Genomic DNA, 12,676 nt, shown 5'->3' with positions numbered 1-12,676 from the left:
AGAGTTCATTCAAATCAGCTGGAATGGCGCTCCAGGCGCCTATTCATAGCGAAGAGCGATCATGGGATCGGCTTTCATCGCGCGGCTGCGCGGGCCTGCTATACTCAAAGAAAATGGCACACGCGAACGCACAAACAGATGCACTGATTCACGAAATCATTCCGGTGGGGATGCTGGAATGCAACTGTCAAATTGTGGGGGATCCGCGGACGCGCGAAGCGATCGTGATCGATCCCGGCGACGAAGTGGAGCGCATTCTGGCGGCGCTGGCGAAGCATCATTTGAAAGTGCAGGCGATTGTGAGCACGCACGCGCATATCGATCACGTCGGCGGGCTGAAGAGATTACATGACGCGACTGGCACGCCTGTGTTCATGAACGAAGGCGACCTGGAAATGTACCGCGCCATGGATTTGCAGGCGCAATTTTTGGGCGTGGCCCCTCCACCGCTGGTGAAAATTGATCATTTGCTTGCGGAAGGGGATACGGTTCGCTGGGGAAATTACAAGGCGCAAGTGCTGCACACGCCGGGGCATTCGCCGGGGAGCATTAGCTTGTATTTGCCGGTTTCTTTGGATGAAGAGAGCGGGCGAATTATCCGTCCGGGTGAAGCAATACGAGGAGGGACACCGCTGGCATATCGCGGCGGCGACGCGCCCTGGTTGTTTGCCGGCGACACGCTTTTTGCCGGGTCGATTGGGCGCACGGATTTGTGGGGCGGCTCGTATCCGGAAATTATGCGCTCGATTCATACGAAGCTGCTGGCGCTGCCGGAAGAGACGATTGTATTTCCCGGGCACGGGCCGGCGACGATACTGGCAGAAGAGCGCGAGACGAATCCTTTCCTGAATTCACGCTGACGTTGCTTTCTACTGCGCTGCGGAATCGCGGAGGAGGACGATGTCGGATTGCGTGTTGACGCGAAGGATGGCGAGCGTTTTGCCGTCCGGCGACCAACCACCCCCAGCGATAGTGCCGGAAGTGAAATGGGTAATCTGGCGACCGGGAGAACCGTCAAGCGGTTGAACCCACAAGTTCGACACTCCATTTTCCGTGATGGGATACGCGAGCGCCTTACCGTCCGGCGTAAATACGACGACACCGGAAACCCGCGGGTCGGGTTTAAGAGTACGATGCGGCGGATTCGGTCCTGCATTGAGATCCACAATATCGAGGTTCATTTGGCCGGGCGGCCGTTCGGAGAAAAAGGGTAGTTCCTTTCCGTCCGGCGAGAGCCCGGCTATTGGCGCGGCGATGAACTCCTTGGGAATGACTGTTCCCGGTACCGGTTCCGGTTTTCCGCCATCCGCAGAGAGCTGCATGATGCGGTCGATGATTTTATCGAAGTAGTACACAACCTTCCCATCGAGCGAACACGCGAGATTCCCGGTGAGGCCGACGCTCGAGAGCAACAAGGGGTTGGAACCATCGGGGTCGACGCGCCAAATGTTGTTTCGATTTGTACCATTGTGGAAATCCCAACTGACGACGAGATGCTTGCTTCCGCAACGGCTGACCGCAAGTATTTTGGCTGCGGAGTCGCTCAGCAGAGTGGTGCGGTTGCTGCCATCTACGCTCATGCGGAAGAGATTTGTACCATTCCCGATGAGGAGCTCGCCATCGGCGGCCCACGCAGCGGTCACGATATTGGGTACTTGCACCGGCGCTTCAGCGGGAGATGCATCCTTTGTTCCGCTCGCAGGAAGCAGATTCAGTGCGAGCGTGGTCTTCACTTGAACAGTGGCGATCATTTTGCCGTCGGAGGAAAGCGTCAGAGTGGTGTAGTTGTTGGTGTCGCGCGTGATGGCGTGGAACGCTTCGCCGGGATATACAACATATCCAATTTGCTTATGCGCGTAGTCTGGACGGGCTCCGTACAGCACAGCGAAACCACGCCCATCGGGCAGCCAATGGATATCGAATATCACTTTGTCCGCGAACGGAGGCAGCGTGCTGTTCTTTCCGCTGGCCACGTCGAACAATCCAATCGTGGTATTTTGCGGCGTCACATAAGCGATTTTCGTTCCATCGGGCGACCAGGTAGGCGTCGAGACAGGCGAGAGGCCAGTCTCGATGACCAGGACTTTCTCATCGCTGCCGTCGGGATTGGCGCTGAGCATGCGATATTGGCCGACGACGGGATCATTCGCGCGAAGATAAGCAATGCGCTTTCCGTCAGGTGAAAAGGTGATGTCGGTATCCACATCGGTAGCGATTTGCTGGGGCGTCCCGCCGAGAACTGGTGCGCGAAAAAGATTGAAGGCTGTGCCGGTTTGATCAATTCCCTCGCGAAAATAGATGTAATTGCCGTCGGGCGAGAAGGCAAGACTTCGATATGCGGCAAAAGACGGGGGAATGATCTGCGTGTCGCTGTTTGTGGGCACGTTGCGCAGCCAAAGGCTGGCTTTGCCGTTTTCGTCCTGCACGCTGAGGATGTATTTGCCGTCAGGAGAAATCGCGGCGAGTTGCGCTTCGCCGGTGCTAGTGACTTGCGTCACGGTGAAATTCTGGAAGGGAACGGCGGGGGCGCGGTTCAGGAAGGCGTAAATACCGTACGCCGTCCCTCCGGCGAGAATCAGAATGACAATGACCGTGGCGGCGAGGCCGAATTTATGTTCGCGCGCGACGACGGCGACGGCGGAAGAGCCGGCAGCGTGCGCTGAGCTTGCCGAAGCGACACTCGCAATAGTGGGAGTTGACGTGCCCGTTTGGATGGTGGATTGCGAGGCGGAAGAGCGGCCGGAATCGGTGTCGCGCTTCAGGCGTTTGAGGTCGGCGCGGAGTTCGGCGGCGGATTGGCAACGAACGTTGCGATCTTTTTCGAGCGCCTTGTTGATGATGCGTTCGAGGTCGGGCGGAATATTTGGATTCAGGCGCAGGAGCGGCGCGGGAGCGCGATTCAAGATTGCATCGTGAAGAATCGCCGTTGTGTTTCCGTTGAAGGGCATGTGGCCGGTGGCCATTTCATAGAGCACAGCGCCGAAGGAAAATAGATCGGTACGGGCATCGAGCTCTTCACCGCGCGCCTGTTCGGGCGACATGTAGGCGACGGTACCGACCGTTGCACCGGGACTGGTCAGATGCTCATCGAGATTGTCTCTGGTCGCTTGCGTCATGCCGTGACCGGCGCGTGCACCTTCCATGACCTTCGCCAGACCGAAATCGAGGACTTTGGCGTGGCCACGCACAGTGATGAAAATATTCGCGGGCTTGATGTCGCGATGAATGATGTTGTGCGAATGCGCTGCATCGAGCGCGCTGGCGATTTCGATGCCCCACTCGAGGACCAAGTCGAGGGGCAGAGGCTTTCCTTCGATGCGGTGCTTCAGCGTGCTGCCTTCGAGGAATTGCATGGCCAGGAATGGCTGGCCGTTGCTTTCGCCGATTTCGTAAATCGTGCAGATGTTGGGATCATCGAGCGCGGACGCGGCGCGAGCTTCGCGACGGAGGCGCTCGAGCGCGGAAGAGTCACGGCCCGCTTCAGCGGGAAGGAATTTCAGAGCGACCATGCGGCCGAGGTTGATGTCCTCGGCTTTATAAACCACGCCCATGCCGCCACCGCCGAGCTTCTCGATGATGCGGTAGTGCGAGATTGTTTGTCCGATGAGTGAGTCTTTTTCGGGCATGCTGGGCTTGTGGCTCGCACCAGTTTTTGCGTGCGCGCGGCATTGTATTGACGTTGGAGGTTCAAGTCAACGCGGGGAGGCGCAGTGGCATGGGCAAAGAGTTCAGGCGCAGCCGGCTTCACGAGAGTTGCGCTGAGCGCGGAGCAATTCCATGACGCTTTGGATCAACTGCTTGGCGTTTTGCAATTCGGTGGTGATGAGGCGAATGTCCATCGCGGGCATATTGGGATTGCCAGAGCTGTGGCAGTAAACGCCGTGCTGGCCGACGAGCACCATGGCGTTGGTGATGCGATCGAGAGTGACGGCAAGGCGGCCACGCTGCGGGCCCATCATGGTTTCGTAATGCTCGAGTTCTTCGCGGTGGTCGTCAAAAGCGGTCATGCGTGGCGCTCCTTGGTTGTGCGCTGGGGTTCGCGCAACGAAATGCGAAGGACTACGGTAACCGTTTTGCGGAGGTGCAGCAACGCAATCCAGGAAATTTGGACTGACCCACCATAGGTCAATGCGGGCCATGGAGGTTGCGACACGCGAGCGATTGTAGTGCAGGATGTAGTGCCAAAGCGGTATTGCAAACGAGGAACTTTGCAGAGGCGCTTGCTTTACAGGTTTCGGAGCGGGCCAGATAATTGAGGGCGAACAGGCGGCGCCGCACGGGCAGGGTTCTTGGGGGCAACTCGCCGAGCAAGCATCCCGAGAGAGATTTCTTCATGCGGGGCATCGCCAGGGAACACATCCCGTGGCAAGGCGAAAAGCCGGATTGGCCAGCGAATGGCCACGGACGGCAGAAGTCGCATGCAGAAAGTCTTGAGGGGATCATGAGACGTTCAGATCTGGTGAACAACGCAGCGAAGGGAAAAACGCCACGGACGTCGCAAGTTGTGTTTGGGGAACGACAGCACTTGCTGCGCGTGCTCGATTCCGTGGAGCACAGCGCGCTGCCGCACGGGCGGCTGGAACAAGAGCGGCGAATGATCGAGCAACTGATTCACGCGCGCACGCAGGAATTGAATCGCATCAATTCTTCGTGGGACGAGAAAGTCGGGTTTGTGCTGAGCGCAGAAGTAAAACCGGAAATGCTCGACAAACTCTACCGGGATACGCCCGGCGAAGATTATTATCTGCTGCGACTGATCAGCGAGCATCCCAAGGCTTCGGCGAAAACGCTGCGGAGACTCGCAAAGCACCCTTACGCGGCGATCCGCGAAAACATCGCACGGCACCCCAGCGCCGACGCGGCGACGCTCACTTCTTTGAGCAAAGACCGCACGCAGCCGCTGTGGTATCTGGTGGCGTTCAATCCGAATGCGCCGTCGGGTTTGCGGCAGAAACTGCGCGAGCGGATGCGCAAGCTCGGCGAGAAGACAGCGACACAATAAACGTAATCATTGGCTCGCTCAGCGGCCTGAGGATGGGTCGGGCGACGTCGCGATATCCAAATCCACGAAAATATTCTGCATTCCTGCGGGTAATGGCGGGTAGCAATTGCCGTCAGCCGCGTATTGCGACACGCACGTACGCGTCAGATTTTTTCTTCGCGGCGACTGCGCGAATTGCCAGACTGCGGCGAAGGATATGCCGCTGCCGTGCGGCGAGAGATTTTTTGGGTAGAACGCGCAGCCGGGCGAAGGCGGGCAGGCGTCGTTGTAAACAAAAAAGACGATCTTGCGACTGCCGGCATGTTCGCGAATATCGTTGGCGGCGATGATTTGCGTTTGGCTTTCCTTTACGGGAATTCCCGAACAATAGACGCCGGCGCGATAAAGTGAAGCGTTGACGGCGTCAGCCCACGCATGAAGATAAACGCGCTGCTCAGGAAGCATGCGGCCGCCTTCTTCCTGATCGAGAAAAATAATTGCGCCCGCGGGGAAGCCTTCCTTTTCAGCAGCGGCGACAGCGGCTCGCGCGTCACGTGCGCCGAGAGATTCGGGGCTGCCGGAAGATTTTATTTGCCTGTCCGAGCGGCCATTGAAGAGCAGAAGAAACCCGAAGCCGTGAGAGCGCAAAATTTCGCGCTTGCCGAGCCATGAGTCGGAAGCTTCACCCGGCGGGGCGTCGAGCCAGTAGCCGGAAAAGAAGAATGTGCGGCGCAGAGCGTCGAGCGAGGCGTCGCCGGGGTAATCGTTGCGGTCGAAACCGAGGTAAGTATTGACGGAGACATCTTGAACCTGTGAAGGCACCGGCAGGACTTCGAGTGGACCGGACTCGGTGGGTACGAGCAGGAGCAGGCTACAAAGAGTTAAAACAAGGTTGAGCACAGGAGCCATCTCTTCTTTATTTCCTCTTGCGTTTCAACCCTGGACCGAGAAACAGCTTTGTAGTTGCGCCGCGCCTGCCTCTAAGAGTTGAAACCTTTGGAGATGAAGCCGCGTCGGAAGATTATCATGCCTCCGGCACGGACGCGGGGGTTGGCTACACGGAGCTGATTGCCGCGTGACGGTGCTGGATCTATCGGCGTATCTGGGACAAATTGCCGTTGGTTTCGCAACGGCGAACATTCTGATTGGGCTGATGATTTTTGGGAGATACAGCCCTGTGCGATATTGGCCGTACCGGCGCTTCGATGTTTTTTTGATTCATCGCTGGACCGGGTATGGGACGCTGGGATTTACACTGCTTCATCCTCTGCCGCTGCTGCTGAACGCGAATCCGCATTTTCGCTTGCTGGACATTGCCTTTCCGGTATGGTCGCCGGAGCAGCCGCTGGAAAACACGATTGGCGCCGTGGCGCTGTATCTTCTCGTCGTGATTGTGGTGACGTCGCTTTATCGAATCGAGCTGGGACGGCATCTGTGGAAGTTGCTTCACTATTTGACGTATCCGGCCGCGGCGGCGCTGTTTCTTCATGGACTGCTGACGAATCCGAATCTTAACGAGCAACCGGTGGACTATCTGGACGGGGGAAAGATTTTCGTAGAGATTTGCATGGTCATCATCGCGTGCGCGAGCGCGTGGAGGGTCCACTACGGAAGAAAGAAGCGGCTGGCGAAGCGCGTGCCCGCGTTGGGACAAGAGGTAGTGGGAGATTAAGAAAAGTTCAGATTCGACTGAAAATGTTCTGCCATGACTATCTTGCTGCATCCGATTGAAGATTTGCAGTCCAATCGTTTGCGGCGCGGCAGGAATCGACGCGAGTCCGTTCCGTGCGCGGCTGACTTACTCATACGTCAGGAAGCAAACGGCGCTGCTGGCTGTGTAGCTGCCATTTTTCATTTTTTACCGCGGGATTTGTCGAAGTCCACAAGTTGAGGCGGTGCGAGCCCTTTCAGGATACACTTGCCGCTGATTCTCCTGGAGTCTGAAGGATGGAGCGGCGAAGCGTGCGCGATTCCGGAAGAAAGCTCAGCGTAGAAATGGATCTGCTGATTTGCTGCGCGCGAAGGAATCTCGACACAGCCTGGAGTGAACGGCTCAGGTCTCTCCTCCAAGGCGCGATTGACTGGCCGGCGCTGATTTCCCTCGCGCACGAAAACGGCCTGCTTCCTTTGCTCTGTGAACACCTTCAGGAAGTTGACGCAGATTGCGTATCGGCGGAAGTCTTTTCACAATTACGCGAAGAAAACCAGCAAAACGCGCTACACGTGCTGCTCCTGAGCGCGGAGCTCGCGAGAATTGCCGACAACTTCGCGCAGAAAGAAATTCCGTTCGCTCCTTACAAAGGGCCAATGCTCGGTGTTCGTGCCTATGGGAATGCTGCGCTGCGGGAGTTTGACGACTTGGATATCGTTGTGCCGCAGCGCTGCATGGCCGCGGCGCATGATGAAATGATTGCGCTGGGCTATGCATCGAAGGTGGTGCGTGAGCGGTGCGCGACAGAGACCGCGCGGGAGATCCCCGGGGAATATGTTTTCGTTCACAGGGGGACCCGATCCATCGCCGAACTGCACACGGAGATGACGCTGCGGCACTTTCCTGCCCGTCCAGACGTGGAAGCGATGATCCAACGGGGCTGCAGAATTGTGATGAACGGGAGAGAAATACCTGCGTTTACGAGCGAAGACGAGTTGTTGATGCTTGCGGTTCACGGGGCGAAGGATTTCTGGACGCGGCTGATTTGGGTGGCGGATTTCGCGGAGGTCGCCAGCGGTTCGACATGTATTTCGTGGGGAAAAGCGCTCGCAGAGGCGCGCAGGCTGAAGCTGACACGCATGCTGATGCTCGCGGTGTGGCTGGCGCAGGAAATTCTTGAGGCGGAGCTGCCGAAAGAGATCGCTGCCTTGGCGAAAACAGGCCGAGGCGTGGCGCGAATCGGAGAGGGGATTCGCGCATGTTTTTTGGAGGGCAGGGAATTGCCGGAAGGCGTCTTGCAGAGATCGCGTTATCGTATTCGGATGACAGAATCTCTCAATGATGGATTGCGCTACTGGATGCGCCTCTCGACGGCTCCGGCAGAAGAGGATTGGAATATGGTCGACGTTCCGAAGCCGCTCGAACGGTCGTATTCATTATTGCGTCCGCTGCGCCTGTGGAGAAAATACAGATCGAGCGCGGCGCGAAGTTAGCGGCCATTGGCGCTTCGCGTTTGATGCGCTACAAGCCAAGGTTCAGGCCAAAACACATTGCGCCGTTCGTGATAACCTCCCGATGTCCTCCATGTTTGCCGACCGCACAAAGTGGAATCTTGAAAGCAACCGGCTGAGCGCAGCGTTGGCGAAACACCGCGCCGAGGGGAGACGGATCATCGACTTGACGATTTCGAATCCGACGGAATGCGGCTTCGAATACGACTGCGCGGCGATCTTGGATGCGTTTGGAAACAATTCAGCAATGCGCTATGAGCCGAACGCGCAAGGATTGGAGATCGCGCGGCGCGCTGTGGCGGGCTACTACGCCGAACGTGGCGACGAGGTCACGCCGAAGGATATGTTTTTGACCACGGGCACGAGCGAAGGCTACTCATTCGTTTTTCGACTGCTGTGCAATCCCGGCGACGAGGCGCTTGTCCCGACTCCGAGTTATCCGCTGCTCGATTTTCTTGCGGACATTCAGGACGTCAAGCTGATGCGGTATCCCCTTGTCTACGATCACGGCTGGCAAATTGATTTTCACGCGCTGGAGCGAGCCATCACTTCGCGCACGCGGGCCCTCGTTGTTGTTCACCCCAATAATCCGACAGGGCATTTTACAAAACAGGAAGAAATGTCGCGGCTGAATGAAATGTGCGCGCGACGTGAGATTGCGCTTATCGCCGACGAAGTGTTTCTAGATTTTGCCCTAAGGGAAAGACGCCACGTGAGCTTCGCAGCGAACGCGGCGGCGCTGACGTTTACGATGAGCGGGCTTTCCAAAATTTCCGGGCTGCCGCAGATGAAACTGGCTTGGCTGATCGTGAATGGACCGGCCCATTTGAAAACGCAGGCCGTCGCGCGGCTGGAAGTGATTGCGGACGCATATCTCTCGATGAATGCGCCGATTCAGCTCGCTGCTCCCGTTTTTCTCGCTCAGTGCAGTAACTTTCAAAAACAATTGATGGCTCGCGTGAAGGAAAATCTCGCGGAACTCGACCGGCAGCTGGCGGCGCAGAAGGCTTGCGCGAGGCTCGAAGTGGAGGGCGGATGGTACGCCGTGCTACGCGTGCCGGCGATGCGTTCGGATGAGGATTTGGCAATTGAGCTGCTAAATGCGAAGGAAGTCTTCGTTCATCCGGGGCACTTCTACGATTTTTCGAGCGACGGCTATCTGGTTGTGAGTTTGATTGCGCCTGCGCAGGAATTCGCCCGAGGGATGAAATTGCTGCTTGGCACTTTTTGATTTCGCGAACTTCAAATTCAGGAAACGATTCAGTTGAAGGCGTGTGGCAGAGCGAATATACTGCGCGCCTTGCCGGCGTGGTGGAAATGAAACATTTGCTTAGCCTTGTTTTCGAATGATGCATGGAGGATTTGCCATGATTTTCTCGAAAGCCAAGAAATGGTCCGTTGCGATGATGGTTTTGTTGCTGGCGTTTGCGCTGACGTCTCTGGCGACGCGCGGGCAGGAATCGGCGGCACGGACCAAAGACGGGAAGAAGTTGTTCGGAACGGACGCGGCATTGCGAGTGGCACGCGTTTTTTCGCCGCGGATTTCACCGGACGGGACTCGCGTGGCGTATCTCGTTTCGGAAACGAAGCTGGAGAAGAGCGAACCGGGAAAAACGACGACGCAACTGTGGGTTGTGCCTGCCGTGGGGCCGACCAGCGCAGCGCGGCAGTATACGCGAGGCGATAAGAGCGTCTCGAACGTCGTATGGTCGCCCGATGGGAAGATACTGGCGTTCACGATGGCGGCGGGGAAGGAAAAAGAAGCGGAGCCGCAGGTGTGGTTCATGTACGCCGACGGAGGCGAGCCGTGGCAGGTGACGAAGCACAAGTCCGGCGTTCACGGATTCGAATTCTCGCCGGATGGCAAGACGCTGCTTCTTGTGGCCACGAAACCGAAGGCTGCTGATGAGGAAAAGCGCGAGAAGGCCAAAGACGATGCAGTGGTTGTGGACCATGATTTCGAGATGGCGCAGCTCTGGACCTGGAATATCGCATCAGGCGATGAGAAGGAATTGACCGAGGGAGATTTTACCGTCAGCAATCCGCGATGGTCTCCCGATGGCACGCGCGTTACGTTCACGACGAATCCGACGCCACGGCTGGATGATATCAGTCTGCAAACGGCGTGGGTGCTTGATGTGGCGAGCGGACAGAAGCGAAAGCTAGTGGACAGCGCGGACTATACGCATACGGCGCGATGGTCGCTGGACGGGAAATGGATCGCGTACCTGAGCAGCCAGGGGCTGGACCTCTATCAGATGAACCTTTTTGTTGTGAGTGCGGATGGCGGGCAGCCGACGAAGCTGACCGGATCATTCGAGTTGAATGCCGGCACACCCGTTTGGGCGCCGGATGGAAAGACGATTTACTTCAGCACGGAAACGCGCGAGTCGGTGGAAATTTTTGCGGCTGATGTCGCTGGGGGAACCGTTCGACAGGTTACTGACAAGCCGGCGGTGATTAGTATCGATGAAATTAGTGCGAACGGACAAACGGCCGTTGGGACGTGGACGGATCCGAGCCATCCTGCCGAAGTGTTCCGTTCGGATTTGAATTTTTCTTCCATCGATCCGGTCACAAATCAGAATGCTTGGCTCGCGGACTATGCGCTGGGCAGCATGGAAGTCATTCAGTGGAAGAGCAGCAAAGACGGGATGATGATCGACGGGATCGTCACCAAGCCGGTGGATTTCGATGCCTCGCGAAAGTGGCCGTTGTTGCTGAATCCGCACGGCGGACCGACGGGCGCGTCTGTGCTAGCGTTTAATCCGTCCGAACAGATTATGGCGGCAAATGGCTATCTGGTTCTTGAGCCGAATTTCCGCGGATCTTCCGGACGCGGCGAAAAATTCGCCATGGCGAATCAAAACGACTGGGGCGGCGGAGATTACAAAGATGACATGAGCGGCGTCGACGCTGTGATCAGCCGCGGCTGGGCAGATCCGAATCGCATGGGCGCGTTCGGATGGTCCTACGGCGGATTCATGACCTACTGGATCGATACGCAAACGGATCGCTTCAAGGCTATTTCGCCGGGCGCGGGACTGCCGGACCTTTATTCGATGTATTCGCAGACCGATATCCACCGGTATCTCACAATGTTTTTTAACATGAAATCGCCGTGGGACAATTTTCAGGAATATTGGGATCATTCGCCGATGAAGTATGTCGAAGACGTGAAGACGCCGACGATGATTCTTCACGGGCAGGCGGACACGCGCGTGCCGATTCCGCAGGCGGAGGAATTTTACCGGGCGCTCTACGAGCGGCACGTGCCAGTGGAGTTTGTCACCTATCCGCGCGAGAACCACGGCTTTGTGGAAGCGCGGCACATCCAGGACCGCTGGCAGCGATATCTGGTTTTCTTCGGTAAATATCTGAACAATCCGCCAACGACGGAGCCAAAAGATGTGGTCGATCGCATGAGCAAGGATTTGCCCTAACGCAAGCCTTATCGCGCGTGCAGAAGATTATTGGACGATGACGGCCCGGCGAATGCGGTCTAGGCGCGGAAACTCTCGATCCAGGTAGCGGTTCCCTTCAGCGAACAACTGATCCTGATGGCCGGCGCGAATTCCGCCGCCGGATGTCTCCCCATACTCCGAATTCAGCGCGAGTGCTACGTTCAGGCCGGAAACTACGCGGCCAAACGGCTCGAAACCTTCTGCGTCATTTGTTTTCGAATTGTTGCGAAGATTGATGAATACCTCGGTCGAGCGGCCGTTCGGCACCGCAAAGGCAAAAGCGACCGTGCCGATGGCGTTGGGGATGCGCCAAGGATCGTCATGAATCGTCTGCGCGCGCCAGACGGCCGAGATTGCCGGATCGCCATTGATACCGAATTGCGCCCACTTTCCCTTGACGACACGAAAGAATCGCGAGTCGTCATAATAGCCGAAGCGAACGAGATTGTAGAACCGGTCGGCGCCGTGCGGCGCCCAATCGCGATGAACTTCGATGACAACGGGGCCCCTGCTCGTATCCAGGCGGACACGAAACAGCTCTGGAGCGCGCTGGTTCCACGCTCGCGCCCTGGGGTTCAGGAGCATTTCACGATTGGCAATCGGCAAAGCTTGCCCCGCGGCGACAAAGGGAAATGCGGCGCTCGCGAACGTTACAACGACCGCATGAGTGAGCGCTCGCCGGATTTGAGTGCGGATCATGGAAATGGTACGGAGGTTATATCAGATGGCCGGAATCGAACACCACGGACAAATCTCAAAACTGTGATCTGGCCACAACACGGCCATCCCGTGTCGGTTTATAGTCTGGACGCATCTGCGATCGGAAGTTTGCCACCTCGGGCAAACGAGAGTAAACTTCGTATCGGATTGCAACCGAATGTGATTTTCAGGCGTCACATAGCAACGTAAGGCTTGATTTAGACTCGAACGAATTGCAAAATTGAGAGAAATTGAAGAATAAGAGCCGAATTCGGGTTGCTGTTTTCACGGTACTCATGGCGGTGCTATTGGTGTTCTGCGCGACAGCCGGCGCCGTCTGGCATCATCACGCGTCTTCCAGCGCCGAGAC

General features: G+C 57.1%; 10 protein-coding genes. 6 read left to right on the top strand and 4 right to left on the bottom strand.

What is annotated here, in order from left to right; all coding sequences use genetic code 11:
- Positions 1-113 precede the first annotated feature (113 nt).
- Positions 114-860, top strand: a complete 747-nt coding sequence (locus VGR81_06155; GenBank protein ID HEV2288521.1) for an MBL fold metallo-hydrolase — start codon at positions 114-116, stop codon at positions 858-860.
- Positions 861-869: 9 nt separating this feature from the next.
- Here the strand turns inward: VGR81_06155 and VGR81_06150 are convergent, their stop codons facing one another.
- A complete protein-coding gene (locus VGR81_06150) occupies positions 870-3,626 on the bottom strand; it encodes a protein kinase (GenBank protein HEV2288520.1) in 2,757 nt (918 codons plus the stop codon).
- Between the two features lie 102 nt (positions 3,627-3,728).
- Positions 3,729-4,007, bottom strand: coding sequence for a hypothetical protein (locus VGR81_06145; protein HEV2288519.1), 279 nt, complete (start codon positions 4,005-4,007; stop codon positions 3,729-3,731).
- Positions 4,008-4,441: 434 nt separating this feature from the next.
- On the opposite strand from VGR81_06145, the gene VGR81_06140 reads away from it, so the two are divergent.
- Positions 4,442-5,002 carry a hypothetical protein gene (locus VGR81_06140; protein HEV2288518.1) on the top strand — a complete coding sequence of 187 codons (561 nt, stop codon included), beginning with the start codon at positions 4,442-4,444 and terminating at the stop codon, positions 5,000-5,002.
- 18 nt (positions 5,003-5,020) lie between these two features.
- Here VGR81_06140 and VGR81_06135 read toward each other — a convergent pair whose 3' ends face one another.
- Positions 5,021-5,890, bottom strand: coding sequence for a glycoside hydrolase domain-containing protein (locus tag VGR81_06135; GenBank protein ID HEV2288517.1), 870 nt, complete (start codon positions 5,888-5,890; stop codon positions 5,021-5,023).
- A gap of 166 nt (positions 5,891-6,056) precedes the next feature.
- On the opposite strand from VGR81_06135, the gene VGR81_06130 reads away from it, so the two are divergent.
- The 4 genes from VGR81_06130 to VGR81_06115 all read left to right on the top strand — a co-directional run bounded on the left by VGR81_06130 (position 6,057) and on the right by VGR81_06115 (position 11,586).
- A complete protein-coding gene (locus VGR81_06130) occupies positions 6,057-6,653 on the top strand; it encodes a ferric reductase-like transmembrane domain-containing protein (protein HEV2288516.1) in 597 nt (198 codons plus the stop codon).
- A gap of 275 nt (positions 6,654-6,928) precedes the next feature.
- Positions 6,929-8,125, top strand: coding sequence for a nucleotidyltransferase family protein (locus tag VGR81_06125; GenBank protein ID HEV2288515.1), 1,197 nt, complete (start codon positions 6,929-6,931; stop codon positions 8,123-8,125).
- 82 nt (positions 8,126-8,207) lie between these two features.
- Complete coding sequence (locus tag VGR81_06120) at positions 8,208-9,374, top strand: pyridoxal phosphate-dependent aminotransferase (protein HEV2288514.1); 1,167 nt, start codon at positions 8,208-8,210, stop codon at positions 9,372-9,374.
- Between the two features lie 136 nt (positions 9,375-9,510).
- A complete protein-coding gene (locus VGR81_06115) occupies positions 9,511-11,586 on the top strand; it encodes a S9 family peptidase (protein ID HEV2288513.1) in 2,076 nt (691 codons plus the stop codon).
- 27 nt (positions 11,587-11,613) lie between these two features.
- Here VGR81_06115 and VGR81_06110 read toward each other — a convergent pair whose 3' ends face one another.
- A complete protein-coding gene (locus VGR81_06110; protein HEV2288512.1) occupies positions 11,614-12,306 on the bottom strand; it encodes a peptidylprolyl isomerase in 693 nt (230 codons plus the stop codon).
- Positions 12,307-12,676: the final 370 nt, after the last annotated feature.

This window comes from Candidatus Acidiferrales bacterium, from assembly GCA_035934015.1.
Taxonomy (GTDB): domain Bacteria; phylum Acidobacteriota; class Terriglobia; order Acidiferrales; family UBA7541; genus DAHUXN01.
The sequence above is the reverse complement of the archived record's forward strand: the minus strand, read 5'-3'. Positions and strand labels throughout refer to the sequence as shown.